Genomic DNA, 17,048 nt, shown 5'->3' with positions numbered 1-17,048 from the left:
TTGTTATGCTAAAGTTTATTAAACACAATATGGAGACTATTTCAGGAATTGAAATTTATCCGATAATCTCATTACTTATTTTCTTCCTGTTTTTCGTAGGATTATATATTTGGGTATTAACCTATAAAAAAGAGAAAATTACAGAAATGAGTAATCTCCCTTTTGAGGACCAAAACACAGCAAACAATCAATAATTGTAAGAAGTATGAAAAAATTTTTTCCAGTATATGTTAGAGTTCCGGTTTTGTTTGCCATCTTTTTTATGGCTGTGGAATTCTGTATCGACTCCGGCGACAGACCTGCCTTTATAAAGTACCCTATGGTATCGGTGATTTTATTACTGTTCTTATTTGTATTGATTGCAATGGAAATGGTTTTAAAAGCGACAAATAATATATTAAACACTTTGCTGACGGAAGAACAACGTAAGCAAAAAGAAATTGAAGAAAATCAGCCATTTACAGAATCCGCATTTTACAAAGGGATAATGCAAAAATTAACCCGCTCCCGAAAAATGGAAGAAGAAGGAGAGTTAATGATGGATCATGATTATGACGGAATCAAAGAATTAGACAACGTTTTACCGCCATGGTGGGTGTACCTTTTCTATGCCTGTATTGCCTTTGCCTTTATTTACCTTATCAAGTTCCATGTTTTAGGACATGACGATCAGAAAGCGGAATATGAAAAAGAAATGTCAGAAGCAAAAATTGCAGTTGAAGAATACAAAAAAACAGCTCCGGATTTAATGGATAAAGAAAAAGTGACCTTATTAACAGATGGTGCTTCTTTAGCCGCAGGGAAAGCAATTTTTGAAACCAACTGTGTAGCGTGCCACCGTGCTGACGGAGGTGGAGGAATCGGACCGAATTTAACCGATGACCACTGGATTTTAGGAGGCGGCATCAAAAACGTTTTCAATACCATTATGGAAGGTGGACGTGACGGAAAAGGAATGGTTTCCTGGAAACCGATAATCAAACCTTCCGATATCCAGAAAGTAGCGAGTTATGTACTGAGTCTGCAGGGTACAAATCCTAAAGACGGTAAAGCGGCCGAAGGAGATGTATGGAAAGACGATAGTGCTCCGGCTTCGGATGCTGCTGCAAAACCGGCAGACAGCGCAAAAGTGGCGACAGTTGCTTTAAAATAAAAAAACAAAATATTGCAGGATTCGCATCCGGATCCTGCAATTAAAAAAGAAAGACCATGTCTAATATCCCTGATGAGAGTTTTAGAGATAGTATAGGAACTATTGATAAAGAAGGAAAAAGAGCTTGGGTTTTCCCAAAAATACCGAAAGGAAAATTCTATGAAAAAAGAAAATGGGTCAGTTACTTTCTGTTAGCCTTCCTGTTTTCAGCACCCTTTATAAAAATTAACGGCAACCAGTTTTTGCTGTTCAATGTACTGGAAAGAAAATTCAACTTTTTCGGATTCCCTTTCTGGCCCCAGGATTTCCACTTAGTGGTAATCTCAATGATTGTAGGAGTTGTTTTCGTAACACTTTTTACAGTAGCCTTCGGGCGTATTTTCTGTGGGTGGATCTGTCCGCAGACCATATTCATGGAAATGGTATTCCGCAGAATAGAATTCTGGATTGAAGGCGACAGAGGAGCGCAGATGCGTCTGGCCAAACAGGAGTGGAATGCCGAAAAAATAAGAAAAAGAGTCCTCAAGTGGCTGGTGTTCTTTATCATTTCGTTTTTAATTGCCAATGTGTTTTTAGCCTATCTGGTGGGAAGTGAGCATGTATTGGGAATGGTAAAAGAAGGACCGTTTCACAATACCAGTACGCTGATTGCCTTATTGGTTTTTACCGCGGTTTTCTATTTCGTTTTTGCCTCTTTCAGAGAACAGGTTTGTATCATTGCCTGTCCGTACGGACGATTACAGGGCGTATTACTGGATAACAAATCGATAGTAGTGGCTTACGACCACGTTAGAGGAGAACGCGAAACCGGGCGGGCCAAATTCAAAAAAAATGAGGACCGTTTGCAACTGGGAAAAGGGGACTGTATTGATTGCCGGCAATGTGTAAATGTATGTCCTACCGGAATTGACATCCGTAACGGAACCCAGCTGGAATGTATTAACTGTACCGCCTGTATTGACGAATGCGACCACATCATGGAAAGCGTGAACCTGCCAAAAGGCCTGATCCGATATGCTTCCGAAGATGAGATCGTCAAAAAAGAAAAATTCGTCTTTACTGCAAGAATGAAAGGATACGTGTCTGTATTGGTTATCCTGATCACAGTTTTGGTAGGAATGCTGTTCCTGCGAAACGATGTGGAAGCAACCGTTTTACGTTTACCGGGACAGCTCTATGAACGCAAAGGAGAAAACATCAGTAATGTGTTTACTTTTAAAATAGTTAACAAAACGGTCCGGGATTTTAAAGATGTCCACTTTAAACTGGTAAGTCCGAAAGGAAAAATCATCATGGTGGGAAAACAAAATTTCACCATTAAAAAAGAAGGACTGGCTCAGGGAACTTTATTTATTGAAATAAATCCGGCCTTTTTAAAAGACGATAAAACAAAAGCAATAATTGAAGTATATGATGGTGATTTGCTGATTGAAACCACTACAACCAACTTTTTAGGACCTAGAAGTTTCAATTAATCAAAAGCGGCTATAGCAGGAGTTTCAAATAACAGATTTTTATTTAAAAGAACTATTATGAAAATAAACTGGGGAACAAGTATCGTAATTGCATTCGGATTGTTTATGACCTTTATTTTATACTTTGTTTTCAAAGTACAGTCAGATAAGGATTATGACCATGAAATGGTTACGGAAGAATATTATAAAAAAGAAATGATCTTTCAGCAGCAGCTGGATAAAGAACAGAACGCAGCCGGATTAGCCGATAAATTATCGGTTAATGTGGAGCAGGAAGGTATTGTAGTTACTTTTCCGAAAAGCTTTAATAGTGCCAATATTAAAGGGAAAGTGTCCCTGTACAGACCGTCTAACCAGAAATTAGATTTCGAAACTCCGATTTCGTTGTCTTCTTCAAATTTGCTCATACCTAAAACAAATTTGGTAGACGGTCGCTGGGACATTACAATCGATTGGGAATATGACGGAAAAGCATATTTGAACAAGCAAGTAGTCAATGTCAATTTGTAGTTTTTGCGCTTGTAGTCAGGAGGTTTTTTAATAGGTTTTTAGGTTGTCTCCTCTTGGCTACAAGCTTAAAAATGATAAAACTAAAAATTAGTTATGTTGTTTTCAGCTTTCATTTTCGGATTGATCAGTAGTCTGCACTGCATTGGAATGTGCGGTCCGATTGCCATGATGCTGCCGGTGGATCGAAATAATCAGGCTAAAAAAGTGCTTCAGATTATGCTCTATCATATCGGACGCTTAACGGCCTACGGAACACTCGGACTACTATTCGGAATTGTCGGTAAGGGCCTTTTTCTTGCCGGAATACAACAGCAAATATCTATTATTGCCGGTATTTTAATGATTACAGTCGTACTCATACCGGAAAAAATCTTCGCCCGTTACAATTTTTCAAAACCCGTGTACCGGGTCATCTCCAAAGTAAAAACAAGTCTGGGCAGCCAGTTCCGAAAAAAAAGCTATAAAGCCTTATTTACCATAGGCCTCTTAAACGGATTCCTGCCGTGTGGTTTGGTCTATGTCGCACTTTTTGGTGCAATTGCCATGCAGCATGAAGTACTGAGCGTTACCTATATGCTTCTGTACGGACTGGGAACCATCCCGATGATGAGTGCGGTAGTTTATCTTTCCAACCTGGTGAGTATGCCCGTTCGCAATAAAATTCAAAAAGCCATACCTTATGTAGCCGTTTGTATCGGAATGCTGTTTATCATGAGAGGATTAGGATTGGATATTCCTTTTGTTTCGCCTAGCAATATGAGCCTGTTTGTACGCGGAGAGGCACATTGCGGCTAACCGGCAAGCGCTTTACGGACAATTGCCCGTAATTCGGGTATGATTTCTGCTTCAAACCAGGGATTCTTTTTCTGCCATATCCTGTTTCTTGGTGACGGATGTACCAGCGGCAGAAACTTCGGTAAAAACATCTGGTAATGCGACACATTCTCTGTTAGCGTAGCGAAAGAACGCTCTTTCAGGTAATACTGCTGTGCATACGCCCCGATCAGTAATATAAGTCTTATATCCGGCAATGCCGTGATAATTTCTGCATGCCATTTCGGCGCACATTCCGGTCTTGGTGGTAAATCGCCCGATTTTCCACGTCCCGGAAAACAAAATCCCATCGGAACAATCCCGAAAATCTCCGTATCATAAAACTGTGCTTTGTCCACATTCAGCCATCGCCGCAATTCATCGCCGCTGGCATCATTCCACGGAATCCCGCTGTCGTGCGCTTTCTGCCCCGGAGCCTGACCTACAATCAGTATTTTAGACTGTTTGCTGAACGAAAGTATCGGCTTGGGTGCATACGGCAAAAAATCGCTGCATATCGTGCAGGCACTTATCTTTTCCAGTAAAATATCCATGTTGAAATCGTTTTGGCTTATACAAAGATAACGAATCGGGATTGCAATACTATTGCCTGTTTACTCCGGATCGTTCCTGGATAAAGAATCCGGTTTTGGATCTTCAGCCGGAAAAACAAGATCTTCCGGAACAAAACCTTCCGAAAAAAAATCGGCTAAGGAAACAGAATAATATTCACACAAAGTGTAAAGGGTAGAGAGCGTTAAGTTTTGAATACCCATCTCAATTCTGGAGATATTGATCCCGGTATCCATATCGACGTCTTCCTGCCGGATATTCCTGATGTTACGAATGTATTTCAGTCTTTTCGCAAGCGCTTTTAGTAAAGTAGGATGTTTGATTTGTTGCTTCATAGGTCAACAAATTTTACTAAATAAATATTACAATATTCACTACTTATAAGTAGTAATTTGTTAAATTGCTAAGAAAACAGGTATGCTCAAAAAGAAAATAAAATATATCGGAATGGCTTCTTTTATAGCGGTAGTGACCTTGTTTATCATGACCAATATTTGGCTGCTGTATTCGGAACATACCGGTACCATCAGCAAAAGCGGTATAAAAATGAGGAGGGATAGCAGGGCGGATCATGCCGGTGGATCCGATGTAAGCTTTCGGCTCACACCGGAATTATTATGGCTCATTTGTAATGATTCGATAATAGGGGACTGCCGTTTCCGCAATAGAAAAGTTATCGTGAGCGGTACGATACTGGAGGAAGGCCGCGACATCGACAACACTTCCTATATTGTATTAAAGGCAGGTAAAATAGAAAATATAGGGTGCTATCTGATCAGCCGCACCCATCCGGCAGAAAAACCGGCATCGGTTGGTGATGTTGTAACGGTTTGCGGAACCTACAAGCAATACCTTTTTAACAGTATTGTCATCATTGATGCCGAAATAATAGAATAATTATATGGTCATGGAAAACAACTGCGTTTGCGGTGCTTTTCTTTTTAGACGCAAATCGAAAGCCATACAGATATTGCGGACAAAGGGTTTTCCTTTTTCGGTTACAAAAATGGTATTGTTCTCAATTTTTACCAAATCATCATTTTCCATTTCCTGTAACTGGTCAATTACCTGTTCGATTTCCGGAAAACTGGTTTCCGGCGTCCATGACGTTTCAAAACGGCACATTAGGTTCAGGATATGGCGGCGGATAATAAGATCTTCTTCGGTTAAAATATGCCCTTTAAATACCGGAAGCTCGTTATTGTCCAGACGGGCATAATAATCCTCCAGCGTTTTTTCATTCTGCGCAAAAGCATACCAGCTGTCGCTGATGGAAGAAACACCAAGCCCGATCATCAGCTGCGTTTTAGAAGACGTATAGCCCATAAAATTGCGATGCAGTTTTCCCTGTTTAAAAGACTCGTACATGCTGTCGCTTTCAATGGCAAAATGATCCATCCCGATTTCGTGGAAACCGTTTTTTTGCAGGATCATTTTTCCCACTTCATATAGCTGGCGTTTTTTCTGATCTTTCGGAACATCTTCGTCCTTAAATCCCCGTTGTCCGTTTCCTTTGATCCACGGCACGTGTGCATAGCTGTAAAAAGCAAGCCGGTGTGGCGCCAGCGATTTTGTTTTTTCAATAGTATCAACCACATCTTTCAGTCTTTGGAACGGCAAACCGAAAACCAGGTCGTGCGAGATAGAAGTATAACCGATCTCTTTTGCCCAGAAAGTAACTTTGGCCACATTGTGGAAAGGCTGTTCCCTGTGGATGGCTTTCTGAACCCGTTCGTTATAATCCTGAACGCCGAAACTTACCCTGCGGAAACCCAGATCGTATAACTTTTGCAAATGTGCCCGTGTGGTATTGTTAGGATGTCCTTCGAAGCTGAATTCGTAATTATCGGCTCTTTGGGCTCTTTTAAAAATGCCCAGTAATAACAATTCTAAGTTGGCCGGTGAGAAAAAAGTAGGTGTACCGCCGCCCAGGTGAATTTCCTTGATGAGCGGTGTTTCCGGCAAGGCATCACAATACAGATCCCATTCCTTTAAAACGGCCTGGATGTACTTGTCTTCCACATCATGACGTTTTGTAATACGCTTATGACAGCCGCAAAAGGTACACAAACTCTCGCAAAAAGGTAAATGAATGTACAGGCTGATTCCTTCTGTTGCATTACTTTCGGTAAACGATTTTACAAAACTTTCCTTCCATTTGTCTGTACTGAAACTTTGCTCATCCCAGTAAGGAACGGTCGGGTAACTGGTATATCGGGGTCCGGGGACGTTGTATTTTTGAACCAATGAGATTGCCATAGTTGATGTGATTTTTCAAATTCAAAATTACACCGGGCAGCTTCGCGAAAAAATGATATTTATCATACCGAAAACATTAACAAAGGGCTACTCACTTTTTTTGTACTTTTAGACCTTGAAAATTACCCTCATGAAAACAAAAATTTTTAGTCTGCTATTCTTTGTCTTCTTTTTAACAGCTTGCCAGGCGCAGGTAAAAAAAGGAACGCAGCTGGTTGCTCCGGATGCTTTTGAAAAAACAATCACGGAAAACAAAGGACAGCTAATCGATGTGCGTACGCCTAAAGAATACAATTCCGGACATTTGAAAGGAGCAAAAAACCTGCACCTTTACGACCAGGACTTTAGCCAGCGTGTTGACAAACTGGACAAAAAACAACCGGTATATGTATATTGCAAAGCGGGTGGCAGAAGTGCCGAAGCTGTTGAAATTTTACAGCAGAAAGGATTTCAGAAAATCGTAGAACTGGACGGTGGTATGGATGCCTGGAATGACAGCAAAAAACCGGTTCAGAAATAAACTAGCGTGACAAAACTGGATTACATATTGTTACTGTTATGCCTGCTTACCTTGTGTTTCGTGGGCTATTTGCTGTACCGTTTGAAACGTTTGGAAAAAGAAAAGAAATACATGCAGGTCAAGTATGTCGATTTTGAAGAACGCTTTAATCACCTGCAACTGGAAACACTGGAATCCAAGTTAAATCCGCATTTGTTTAAAAATATCCTGAATTCCATACAGTCGCATGCCTACCAGACCTATTTTGCAATGGATAAACTATCCAACGTACTGGATTACATACTGTATGAAAGCCGGCAGCGTTTTGTGAGTCCGAAAGAAGAAATTGACTTTGCCCTGAACCTGATTGAAATCAATAAAATCAAAATCAGTCCGTTGTTTGCGCTGACAATCAAAAAGAAAATTGACGAAAACGACAGCATGTACCACCAGCGGTTACTGGCACCTTTAATTTCGATCGATTTAATCGAAAATGCGTTTAAACATGCCGATTTACAAAGTTCGGATGCGTTTATTACCGTTGTGATCGAATTAAAAGCCAATGTATTTTCCCTGACGGTCTCCAATAAGATTTCCAATAAAATGACGTTTAAAAAAGAAAACAGCGGTTTGGGTTCCGAAACGCTGGAGCAACGTCTGAAAATTATTTATAAAAACCATTACAAACTGGACAAATTCGTTGAAGGAGATGTCTATTTTGCCCATTTAAAAATTAACTTACGTGAGCACAAAACTCAAATGCTTGCTTCTTGACGACGAATTACCGGGATTAACCTATCTCAAAATGCTCTGTGAGCAAATTCCGGAACTGGAAGTGGTACGCGCCTTTAATAATCCCGAAACCTTTCTGGCGGAATGCCGGGAATATGAATTTGACGTGTTGATTTCCGATATTGAAATGCCGGGAATGAACGGTCTGCAGGTAGCGAATCTGCTGCAGGACAAAGCAGTCATTTTTACAACAGCCTATAAAGATTTTGCAGTGGAAGCCTACGAGCTTGATGCGGTGGACTATGTCGTGAAACCCATTAAAAAAGAACGTTTGCAGCAGGCAGTACAAAAAGTACTCAAACGCGTGGAAAGTTCTGCCAAAACCGTTAAAAAACACTTACAGCTCAATACCGATAAAGGCAAAGCCATATTACCGATAGAACAGATATTCTTTATCAAATCGGCAGAAACCGACAGCAGGGATAAAATCATTTATTTACAGGATCTTACCAAACTGGTTGCCAAGAACTATTCGTTCGATAAATTGCTGAAACAGCTTCCGGCCGAAGAGTTTTGCCGCGTCAATAAAAAAGAAGCGCTGGCTATTAAAAACATCCAGTTCTATTCCCACGATGAAATTACGGCATCCCTGACGGCATCAAACGGAAAACCGTTCAGCTTTAGTTTGAGTGAAAGCTACCGTTCGGAGTTTCTGGAAAAAGTTAAGATTTAAATTTCATTACATTTTTTTACCGTCTTGTTACAAGTCGCGTTTCAAATAGTGTCAATTTGTTTTTTTTCAATTCATTATATAGCACCTTTGCGCTAAAATAAGTGTAAGCCAAAAAGATAACATCATGAAAAACTTCAAAAACAGTTTCTTCTACATTGGAATAATCGGTGTAACATCAGCTTTGATGTATTGGATTGTACAAAACGGAAAAGGATTAGAAGCCGGCCGCCATATCGTAGTCGCTAATTCCGGAAACAGCCAATGGCAGGAATTTCTCAGCTCTTTAACGCATAACTTAACGCATCCGCTGGCTATATTACTGGCACAAATCGTAACCATTATATTCGTTGCCCGTTTGTTCGGGGAACTCTGCAAAAAAATAGGACAGCCAATGGTGATTGGTGAAATCATCGCCGGTATTGTCCTCGGTCCCTCTTTGGTAGGAACCTATTTCCCGGAATTTTCGGCCGCCTTGTTCCCGGAAGCCTCGCTGGGGAACTTACAATTCCTGAGCCAGATAGGACTAATCTTGTTCATGTTTGTAGTAGGGATGGAACTGGACCTGAAAGTACTGCAAAACAAAGCTAAAGAAGCGGTGGTAATCAGTCACGCCAGTATCGTGATACCGTTTACCTTAGGACTCGTTTTAGCCTATTTTATCTATACACAATTTGCACCGGACGGTGTTGAATTTCTTTCTTTCGGACTGTTTATCGGGATTGCAATGAGTATTACCGCCTTTCCGGTTTTAGCCAGAATTGTACAGGAAAGAGGATTGCACCGCACCAAACTGGGCGCAATGGTAATTACCTGTGCCGCAGCCGATGATATTACGGCATGGTGTATCCTGGCAGCGGTAATCGCGATTGTAAAAGCAGGTTCTTTTTTAAGTTCCCTGTACATCATCGGGCTGGCCATCGTGTATGTGATCCTGATGTTAAAAGTAGTACGCCCGTTCCTGAAAAGAATCGGCGATTTATATACCAGTAAAGAAAGCATCACCAAATCGGTAGTCGCAATTTTCTTTTTAACCTTGCTGATTTCGTCTTATGCTACCGAAGTAATCGGGATCCACGCGTTATTCGGCGCTTTTATGGCAGGAGCCATTATGCCGGAAAACATGCGATTCCGTAACATTTTCATCGAAAAAGTAGAAGATGTTTCCCAGGTAATGTTATTGCCGCTGTTCTTTGTATTTACCGGTTTGCGCACGCAGATAGGCTTACTGGATGATCCGTATTTATGGAAAGTATGCGGATTGATTGTCTTGGTTGCCGTAGTGGGTAAATTTGTGGGAAGTGCGCTCACGGCAAGATTTGTCGGGCAGAACTGGCGTGACAGTTTAACCATTGGGGCCTTAATGAATACCCGCGGACTGATGGAACTGGTGGTGTTAAACATCGGTTATGATTTAGGCGTTTTAAAACCCGAAATCTTTGCGATGATGGTTATCATGGCTTTGGGAACAACCCTAATGACCGGACCGGCGCTGGACCTGATCAACTTTATTTTCAAAACGAAAAACGATATCATTCCGTCCGAGATCAGCCAGATCAGCAAATACAAAGTACTGGTTTCGTTTGACACACCCGAAGAGGGAAGAGGCTTGCTGCGTTTAGCCAATACTTTTGTAAAGAAGATGAAGAAAAATGCGATGGTTACCGCCATGCACATTCCGCTTAGCAACGAAGTGAATCCGTTTAATGTGGAAGAATTCGAGGAACAATGCTTTAAGCCGATTTTAGCAGAATCGAAAGAACTGAAACAAAAGGTAACCACCCTGTTTAAAACATCAACAGATATCGATTCGGATGTGATCGAAGTGTCCAATAAAGGAGAATTTGACCTGGTTCTGATCGCGTTGGGACAATCCATCTTTGAAGGAACCTTACTGGGGAAAATTTTAGGATTTACAACCCGTATCATCAATCCTGAAAACCTGTTGAATAAATTCACCGGAAAGGAAAAACTATTCGAAAATTCGCCTTTTGACGAACGTACGGAACAAATCCTGGCCAAAACGGATGTTCCGGTTGGCGTATTGGTCGATAAGAACTTTGAAAAAGCAGACCGCGTTTTTGTAACGCTTTTTGATAATTCGGATGCCTTTTTAATTGACTATGCCCAGAAACTGATTGCCAATGTAGAATCGCAGGTTACCGTACTGGATGTAGTGGGGAATATCAAAAACAATGCGACCATTAAAGAAGGCATTCGCGCGATCGAGCAACAGGCACCGAATCATATTAAATTACTGAACGAACGTAAAATAGAAAAAGATTTCCTACAGGAGCAGGATCTGATGATTATCAGTGTGGACAGCTGGAAAAAACTGGTTGAATCCAGAAGTACATGGCTGAACAATACGCCGTCACTTTTAATCCTGAAGCCTTAAAACTTAGTTAAGAATTTAAAATACCGTTGGCAAATTGTATTTTTGACAGTAAATTTACAGTATGATGAAAATTGCAGTCAAGAATATGGTTTGCCAGCGTTGCGTTTTAGCCGTTACGCAAATTTTAGATAAAATCGATCTTCCGTACCAAACCGTTATTATGGGCGAAGTGACGCTTGCTGACGATATGCCTGCCGACCAAAAATTAAAGCAGTTTTCTGATGAACTGGAAGCCATCGGGTTTGAAATCATTGACGATAAGCGCAAACAGCTCATTGAAAAAGTAAAAGGGGCAATCATCAACTTTATTCACTACGATCAGGAAAAAACAAAACTTACCCTTTCCGAATTCCTGTCGGACAAAGTGCAATACGACTACAATTATCTGAGCAGCCTGTTTTCTGAAATGGAAGGCATTACCATTGAAAAATACCTGATCAACCAGAAAATAGAAAAAGTAAAGGAACTGATCGTTTACGATGAACTTTCCTTAAAACAAATCGCCGATTTACTGGGTTACAGCAGTGTAGCCTACCTGAGCAATCAGTTTAAAAAAGTAACCGGACTAACACCTTCCCACTTCAAAAACATCCGTTCCGAAAAAAGAATCCCTTTAGATAAAGTGTAAATCTTACAACTCTATTGTAAAATTCCACAACACTTTCCATAGTGTTATGATCGAACTTTGTACTATCAAAACGAGATACTATTATGGAAGCCACTATCAAAAATTTTCCGGTAACCGGAATGACCTGTGCTTCTTGCGCAGTGAGCGTAGAAAGCATGCTGAAACACCAGAAAGGTGTTGTCGATGCGGCCGTTAATTATGCGAATGCCTCAGCAAAAGTTGCCTATAATCCGGGAGAAGCTTCTCTGGAAGAATTCAAAAATGCCATTCAGTCCATTGGTTACGATATGATCATCGAAGAAGATGTGAATGTGAATGAAGTTATAGCAGCACAAAATAAAAATCATTACGAAAAGCTAAAAAACAAAACAATTGGCGCTTCAATCCTGACCCTGCCGGTATTTATCATCGGTATGTTTTTTATGGATATGCCATACGGCAATCTGATCATGTGGTTTTTTGCCACTCCGGTTTTGTTTTGGTATGGAAAAGATTTTTTCAGCAATGCCTGGAAACAGCTACAGCACAAATCGGCTAATATGGATACGCTGGTGGCGTTAAGCACCGGAATTGCCTATCTGTTCAGTGTTTTTAATACTCTTTTTGCCGATTTCTGGCACAGCAGGGGCGTCCATGCCCATGTGTATTTTGAAGCGGCAACAGTGGTGATTACGTTTATCCTTTTAGGAAAACTATTGGAAGAAAAGGCAAAAGGCAATACGGCTTCGGCCATAAAAAAACTAATGGGATTGCAGCCCAAAACGGTTACGCTGGTTAAAGACAACGGTGACTATATGGAAGCACCGATAGAATCCATTGTATTTGGCGATTTGATACTGGTAAAACCGGGCGATAAAATTGCGGTTGACGGGGAAGTGGTTTCCGGTAGTTCCTTTGTGGATGAAAGCATGATTTCGGGCGAACCGGTTCCGGTGGAAAAAGAAAAAGGTGCCAGGGTATTTGCGGGAACACTCAACCAGAAAGGAAGCCTGCAGTTCAGAGCCGAAAAAGTGGGCGGTGAAACGCTGCTGGCACACATTATCAAAATGGTTCAGAATGCACAGGGAAGTAAAGCTCCGGTTCAGAAACTGGTCGATAAAATTGCCGGGATATTTGTACCGATAGTATTGGGAATTGCCGTAGTAACTCTGATTGTCTGGATAGTTCTGGGTGGCGAAAACGGCTTTACACAGGGATTAATGGCTATGGTTACCGTACTGGTTATTGCCTGTCCGTGTGCATTAGGTCTGGCCACGCCAACAGCGATTATGGTTGGTGTAGGAAAAGGAGCCGAACAGGGAATCTTAATTAAAGATGCGGAAAGTTTAGAGCTGGCACAAAAAGTAGATACAATCATCCTGGATAAAACCGGGACAATCACCGAAGGGAAACCAAAAGTAACCGGGATACAGTGGCTGGCAGGCGACAGTTCGAAAGCCGCTATTTTAAAAACAATCGAAGCACAGTCGGAACATCCGTTAGCACAGGCTGTTGTGGATGCGTTTGAAGGGCTGAATACCGTTGCGATAAACGAATTTGAAAGCATTACCGGATTTGGAGTCCGCGCTAATGTGGACCACGAAATTTACTTTATCGGTAACCAGAGATTAATGGAGCAGAAAGGGATTGTGATTTCGGAAGAATTAAAACAGTTTGCTGCCGGTTATTATGCAAAAGCCGCTACGGTTTTATTTTTCGGTTCGCTTGAAAAAGTACTGGCGGTTATTGCCGTTCAGGATGCGATCAAACCAACTTCGGTACAGGCCATTCAGGAATTACAGGATAACGGTATTGAAGTAATCATGCTCACAGGCGATAATGAAGCTACAGCAGCTGCGGTTGCCGGACAGCTAAACATTAAACAGTTTAAAGCAGGTGTATTGCCGCAGGATAAATCAGCCTATGTGAAACAGCTGCAGGAACAGGGAAAAGTGGTCGCGATGGTTGGTGATGGTATTAACGACAGTGCGGCTTTGGCACAGGCAAATGTGAGTATTGCCATGGGTAAAGGTTCCGATATTGCGATGGACGTAGCCCACATGACGATTATTGCGTCCGATTTAAAAAAGATACCGGTTGCGATCCATCTGTCAAAACAAACTGTGAAAACGATCAAACAAAATTTATTCTGGGCATTTATTTACAACATTATCGGTATTCCGATTGCCGCCGGAATATTATACCCGATAAACGGATTTTTGCTGAATCCGATGATTGCCGGAGCCGCTATGGCTATGAGCTCCGTGAGTGTGGTGAGCAACAGCTTACTGCTGAAATTTAAAAAGTAAAAACAGATTAATCATAAAACAAATATCAAAATGGAAACGATGAAATTCAAAACCAATATCAACTGTTCCGGATGTGTTCAGAAAGTAACCCCGGTATTAGATCCGTTAGTAGGTGAGAACAACTGGAAAGTGGAAACGGAAAACCCTAAGAAAATATTAACCGTTACCAGCGATGTTCCGGAAAGCACGCTGATGGAACAGGTGAAAAGTGCCGGATTTAACATTGAAAAATATACCGAATAAAAAAAGCCTCAGTATTGAGGCTTTTTTTATTATTCTCCGTTTTTGTCTACAACCGGACGGTTTGGACGGTTTGCCAGTTCCCAGGCGGTGGCAAAAGCCAGTCTGGCTCTTTTTTCCAGTAAATCATATTCGATTTTATCCGGTGTATCGCCCGGCTGGTGGTAATCTTCGTGTACTCCGTTAAAGAAGAAAATCGCCGGAATTCCGTGTTTTGCAAAGTTATAGTGATCGGAACGATAGTAGATTTTCTCCGGATCGTTACGGTCGTTGTATTTATAGTCTAATAAAAGGTTGACATATTTTTTATTGGCTTCTTCGTTGATATTGTGCAAATCGGTACTCAAACGATCCGATCCGATAACATACACATAATTACCATTGTCTTTATGTGCCGGATCACGTCGGCCGATCATGTCGATATTGATATCGGCAATAGTATTTTTTAAAGGGAACAAAGGATGTTCGGAATAATATCTTGAACCGTGTAAACCGTGTTCTTCACCGGTTACGTGTAAAAACAGTATCGAACGTTTTGGTCCGTGTCCGGCTTTTTTAGCATCCATAAACGCCTGAGCGATTTCTAACAGCGCAACAGTTCCGGAACCGTCATCGTCTGCACCGTTATAGATCTCACCGTTTTTCATGCCCACATGGTCATAATGTGCCGAAATGACCAATACCTCATCCGGTTTTTCCGAACCTTCAATATACGCCCAGATGTTTTCGGAATCGTTCAGCTTCGGACTGAAAGCGCGAACCATAAATTCTGAGGGTACTTTCTGGTAAAAACTATCGGCTCCTTTCGGATAGGAGATTCCCATTTTTTTATATTCCGAAATAATATATTCTCCGGCTTTCTTCTGTCCCGGTTCTCCCGTATTTCTTCCTTCCATTTCATCGGAAGCAACGATATACAGGTGCTTTTTTAATTCTTCTTTATTGATTGTGCCAATGTATTTGGAAACATAATCTTTAGAAGATCCTTTTTGGGAAGAACAACTTCCCATAAATAAGGACAGTGCCAAACTGCAAAGAATTATTTTTTTCATGCTGTTATGATTGTGGTTTTAAATATGAGTAGTCTAAAATAACTTTTTGTTTCATTATTTTCCGCGTTTTTTTCTACTTTTTTAAAAAGGATGTTAAAATACGGTATTTTTAAAAAACAATTTAGTCAAAACATTCCATTAGCAGCAGGTCACCTTCCTGATGCTCAATCGTTACGATACCGTCCTGTACCACATGGTTGCTGCTTCCGGTGCGGTAACCAATGGTCAGGCTATCGCCCTGCAATGGATAAAAAAGGTTTTTGGAATGGATACCGTTTACATTGCCGATAGGAATAAGGGAAATAATCGTATCGGCCGGGTACCATTTTTCAAATTTATTGGGTAACAGGAATATTTTTGAATGGTCATCGAGGATCACAATTTTTAACCGATTGCGGTACTGAACGATATTGGTAATATTCGTAATCGTGTGATCGGCTCTTTTGCCGGTTGCCCAAACGACGTTTACGGCAGGAATTTTTCGTTCGATAAGGTAATCGAAAGCCTTTTCCAGATCGGTTTTTTCCTGATCCGGCGTGTGGACAATCTCGATGGGATATTGAATCTGCTTATAGTATTCCGTATCAAAATCACGGTCAAAATCTCCCAGCAATACATCTACCTTAATACCCAGCTTTGCCACGCGCTCCATAGCCGAATCCAGAACAATTACCAAAGGCGACCATTCTAATAGCTGTCCCAGCAATTCTGCATCACAGGGTGCTCCGTTGGCAATTATTAAAGCGGGTTCCTGATCATCGCGGACAATATGGTGTGAAGACATTTTCTTTCTTTTGGATTCGTTCAAAAGTAAGGAATGATTTTAAAACAAAAAAGACAACTTTTAAAAGTTGTCTTTTCAGGTTTATTCTACCGTATAATCCAGTTCAGATACTTCCGAGAGGCTGAAATAGCCCAGCGGATAATTAGTCAGGTTGTTCTGGTTGATCACGTTTCCGCGAACGGTTGCCGGAGGTGTCTGAAACGGACCACCGCCACCGCCGTTGGCAACACTGATTAAAATGCTCATATAGTTGAAATACTGTTTTGAAATACCCATCAGGCGGATATTAACATTGTCATTCGCTGCCATATCTTCATGTATGTACAGGTCGAAAGTTCTGTTTCCCTGAACGAAACGGTCGTCGGAAACATCAAATTTTGCCAAAGTGCTGTTGCGTATATAACGGAATAAATAGTAGTTGTCTTCATTTGCCGGATCATCGTAAAATGTTTTCAGCTCGATATCTTTCCCGGTAAAACCGCCATTGTTATTCTGTTCCACATATAAAATGTCGGGTACCCCTTTTAGCGCTTCGGTGGCTTTATAGGTTACGCCTTGGGAAACGATAGTCAGCGTATAGGTTTCGTTAATAACGGGCTGGAAGTTGTTACAGATGTATTCCCCGCTACCGCTCACGGTTTCGATAAAATCAAAAACAGTATTGGCACTGTTGGTAATATAAACCGTAGCCCCGGATACTTTCGGGATGGTATTGCTGTAATAATCGGTAGTTGTGGTCAGCGTGATTTTCTGAACGTCACCCGGAGTTCCTTTAATCCAGTTAATGGCTGCATCTACCACCAGGCGCGGCGGTGCCGTATCCAGTTTTACATCCACGACATCTTCGCAGCTGCTGCTTAGTGCGCAGATAAAAAGTACCGATAAATATTTGAATATTGTTTTCATGATCTGAT

The 17,048-nt window shown here is 41.2% G+C and carries 19 protein-coding genes; 13 read left to right on the top strand and 6 right to left on the bottom strand.

The window, feature by feature from the left end:
- Nucleotides 1-5: 5 nt before the first annotated feature.
- The 5 genes from BGO42_RS13300 (at nt 6) to BGO42_RS13280 (ending at nt 3,933) form a co-directional block, all read left to right on the top strand.
- Nucleotides 6-194, top strand: coding sequence for a CcoQ/FixQ family Cbb3-type cytochrome c oxidase assembly chaperone (locus BGO42_RS13300; RefSeq protein ID WP_177734194.1), 189 nt, complete (start codon nt 6-8; stop codon nt 192-194).
- 11 nt (nt 195-205) lie between these two features.
- A complete protein-coding gene (locus BGO42_RS13295; protein ID WP_273244924.1) occupies nt 206-1,153 on the top strand; it encodes a cbb3-type cytochrome c oxidase N-terminal domain-containing protein in 948 nt (315 codons plus the stop codon).
- A gap of 56 nt (nt 1,154-1,209) precedes the next feature.
- Entirely contained in the window at nt 1,210-2,628 is a 1,419-nt protein-coding gene (gene ccoG / locus BGO42_RS13290) for a cytochrome c oxidase accessory protein CcoG (protein ID WP_273244926.1), read from the top strand.
- 57 nt (nt 2,629-2,685) lie between these two features.
- A complete protein-coding gene (locus BGO42_RS13285) occupies nt 2,686-3,138 on the top strand; it encodes a FixH family protein (RefSeq protein WP_177734200.1) in 453 nt (150 codons plus the stop codon).
- A gap of 93 nt (nt 3,139-3,231) precedes the next feature.
- Nucleotides 3,232-3,933: a sulfite exporter TauE/SafE family protein gene (locus BGO42_RS13280; protein ID WP_177734202.1), complete on the top strand. Its 702-nt coding sequence runs from the start codon at nt 3,232-3,234 to the stop codon at nt 3,931-3,933.
- Here BGO42_RS13280 and BGO42_RS13275 read toward each other — a convergent pair.
- Both BGO42_RS13275 and BGO42_RS13270 read right to left on the bottom strand, forming a co-directional pair.
- The gene (locus BGO42_RS13275; protein ID WP_273244929.1) at nt 3,930-4,505 is read right to left on the bottom strand and encodes a uracil-DNA glycosylase family protein; all 576 of its coding nucleotides are present in this window, start codon (nt 4,503-4,505) and stop codon (nt 3,930-3,932) included. The two genes, BGO42_RS13280 and BGO42_RS13275, sit on opposite strands and share 4 nt — an antisense overlap.
- A 60-nt stretch (nt 4,506-4,565) precedes the next feature.
- Nucleotides 4,566-4,859 carry a helix-turn-helix domain-containing protein gene (locus BGO42_RS13270; RefSeq protein WP_177734206.1) on the bottom strand — a complete coding sequence of 98 codons (294 nt, stop codon included), beginning with the start codon at nt 4,857-4,859 and terminating at the stop codon, nt 4,566-4,568.
- A gap of 112 nt (nt 4,860-4,971) precedes the next feature.
- Between BGO42_RS13270 and BGO42_RS13265 the strand changes: the two genes are divergently transcribed.
- The gene (locus BGO42_RS13265; RefSeq protein WP_273244931.1) at nt 4,972-5,421 is read left to right on the top strand and encodes a hypothetical protein; all 450 of its coding nucleotides are present in this window, start codon (nt 4,972-4,974) and stop codon (nt 5,419-5,421) included.
- On the opposite strand, the gene hemN is transcribed toward BGO42_RS13265, so the two are convergent.
- A complete protein-coding gene (hemN, locus tag BGO42_RS13260; RefSeq protein ID WP_273244933.1) occupies nt 5,422-6,783 on the bottom strand; it encodes an oxygen-independent coproporphyrinogen III oxidase in 1,362 nt (453 codons plus the stop codon).
- A gap of 130 nt (nt 6,784-6,913) precedes the next feature.
- Between hemN and BGO42_RS13255 the strand changes: the two genes are divergently transcribed.
- From BGO42_RS13255 to BGO42_RS13225, 7 genes are all read left to right on the top strand, one after another.
- Entirely contained in the window at nt 6,914-7,303 is a 390-nt protein-coding gene (locus BGO42_RS13255; RefSeq protein WP_177734212.1) for a rhodanese-like domain-containing protein, read from the top strand.
- A 15-nt stretch (nt 7,304-7,318) separates the two neighbouring features.
- A complete protein-coding gene (locus BGO42_RS13250; RefSeq protein ID WP_246297062.1) occupies nt 7,319-8,056 on the top strand; it encodes a sensor histidine kinase in 738 nt (245 codons plus the stop codon).
- Complete coding sequence (locus BGO42_RS13245) at nt 8,025-8,747, top strand: LytR/AlgR family response regulator transcription factor (RefSeq protein ID WP_177734214.1); 723 nt, start codon at nt 8,025-8,027, stop codon at nt 8,745-8,747. Before BGO42_RS13250 ends, BGO42_RS13245 begins: the two co-directional genes overlap by 32 nt.
- Nucleotides 8,748-8,871: 124 nt before the next feature.
- Nucleotides 8,872-11,142 carry a cation:proton antiporter gene (locus tag BGO42_RS13240; RefSeq protein ID WP_177734216.1) on the top strand — a complete coding sequence of 757 codons (2,271 nt, stop codon included), beginning with the start codon at nt 8,872-8,874 and terminating at the stop codon, nt 11,140-11,142.
- 61 nt (nt 11,143-11,203) lie between these two features.
- Entirely contained in the window at nt 11,204-11,770 is a 567-nt protein-coding gene (locus BGO42_RS13235) for a helix-turn-helix domain-containing protein (protein WP_273244936.1), read from the top strand.
- An 83-nt stretch (nt 11,771-11,853) separates the two neighbouring features.
- Nucleotides 11,854-14,058, top strand: coding sequence for a heavy metal translocating P-type ATPase (locus BGO42_RS13230; RefSeq protein ID WP_273244937.1), 2,205 nt, complete (start codon nt 11,854-11,856; stop codon nt 14,056-14,058).
- 30 nt (nt 14,059-14,088) lie between these two features.
- On the top strand, nt 14,089-14,301 hold the full coding sequence (locus tag BGO42_RS13225) for a heavy-metal-associated domain-containing protein (RefSeq protein ID WP_177734222.1): 213 nt from the start codon (nt 14,089-14,091) through the stop codon (nt 14,299-14,301).
- Between the two features lie 29 nt (nt 14,302-14,330).
- On the opposite strand, the gene BGO42_RS13220 is transcribed toward BGO42_RS13225, so the two are convergent.
- From BGO42_RS13220 to BGO42_RS13210, 3 genes are all read right to left on the bottom strand, one after another.
- Entirely contained in the window at nt 14,331-15,350 is a 1,020-nt protein-coding gene (locus BGO42_RS13220; RefSeq protein WP_177734224.1) for a M28 family metallopeptidase, read from the bottom strand.
- Nucleotides 15,351-15,471: 121 nt separating this feature from the next.
- The gene (locus BGO42_RS13215; protein WP_273244940.1) at nt 15,472-16,134 is read right to left on the bottom strand and encodes a thiamine diphosphokinase; all 663 of its coding nucleotides are present in this window, start codon (nt 16,132-16,134) and stop codon (nt 15,472-15,474) included.
- Between the two features lie 81 nt (nt 16,135-16,215).
- A complete protein-coding gene (locus tag BGO42_RS13210; RefSeq protein WP_273244942.1) occupies nt 16,216-17,040 on the bottom strand; it encodes a DUF4249 domain-containing protein in 825 nt (274 codons plus the stop codon).
- Nucleotides 17,041-17,048: the final 8 nt, after the last annotated feature.

Origin of the sequence: Flavobacterium sp. 40-81, assembly GCF_001898245.1 — a bacterium.
GTDB lineage: Bacteria > Bacteroidota > Bacteroidia > Flavobacteriales > Flavobacteriaceae > Flavobacterium > Flavobacterium inviolabile.
This window is presented reverse-complemented; position numbering and strand designations above follow the sequence as displayed.

Bases quoted from the DNA above. Each gene is read 5' to 3' on its own strand.
- BGO42_RS13300 (WP_177734194.1), top strand. From the start codon at position 6: ATGCTAAAGTTTATTAAACACAATATGGAGACTATTTCAGGAATTGAA.
- BGO42_RS13295 (WP_273244924.1), top strand. From the start codon at position 206: ATGAAAAAATTTTTTCCAGTATATGTTAGAGTTCCGGTTTTGTTTGCC.
- ccoG (WP_273244926.1), top strand. From the start codon at position 1,210: ATGTCTAATATCCCTGATGAGAGTTTTAGAGATAGTATAGGAACTATT.
- BGO42_RS13285 (WP_177734200.1), top strand. From the start codon at position 2,686: ATGAAAATAAACTGGGGAACAAGTATCGTAATTGCATTCGGATTGTTT.
- BGO42_RS13280 (WP_177734202.1), top strand. From the start codon at position 3,232: ATGTTGTTTTCAGCTTTCATTTTCGGATTGATCAGTAGTCTGCACTGC.
- BGO42_RS13275 (WP_273244929.1), bottom strand. From the start codon at position 4,505: ATGGATATTTTACTGGAAAAGATAAGTGCCTGCACGATATGCAGCGAT.
- BGO42_RS13270 (WP_177734206.1), bottom strand. From the start codon at position 4,859: ATGAAGCAACAAATCAAACATCCTACTTTACTAAAAGCGCTTGCGAAA.
- BGO42_RS13265 (WP_273244931.1), top strand. From the start codon at position 4,972: ATGGCTTCTTTTATAGCGGTAGTGACCTTGTTTATCATGACCAATATT.
- hemN (WP_273244933.1), bottom strand. From the start codon at position 6,783: ATGGCAATCTCATTGGTTCAAAAATACAACGTCCCCGGACCCCGATAT.
- BGO42_RS13255 (WP_177734212.1), top strand. From the start codon at position 6,914: ATGAAAACAAAAATTTTTAGTCTGCTATTCTTTGTCTTCTTTTTAACA.
- BGO42_RS13240 (WP_177734216.1), top strand. From the start codon at position 8,872: ATGAAAAACTTCAAAAACAGTTTCTTCTACATTGGAATAATCGGTGTA.
- BGO42_RS13235 (WP_273244936.1), top strand. From the start codon at position 11,204: ATGATGAAAATTGCAGTCAAGAATATGGTTTGCCAGCGTTGCGTTTTA.
- BGO42_RS13230 (WP_273244937.1), top strand. From the start codon at position 11,854: ATGGAAGCCACTATCAAAAATTTTCCGGTAACCGGAATGACCTGTGCT.
- BGO42_RS13225 (WP_177734222.1), top strand. From the start codon at position 14,089: ATGGAAACGATGAAATTCAAAACCAATATCAACTGTTCCGGATGTGTT.
- BGO42_RS13220 (WP_177734224.1), bottom strand. From the start codon at position 15,350: ATGAAAAAAATAATTCTTTGCAGTTTGGCACTGTCCTTATTTATGGGA.
- BGO42_RS13215 (WP_273244940.1), bottom strand. From the start codon at position 16,134: ATGTCTTCACACCATATTGTCCGCGATGATCAGGAACCCGCTTTAATA.
- BGO42_RS13210 (WP_273244942.1), bottom strand. From the start codon at position 17,040: ATGAAAACAATATTCAAATATTTATCGGTACTTTTTATCTGCGCACTA.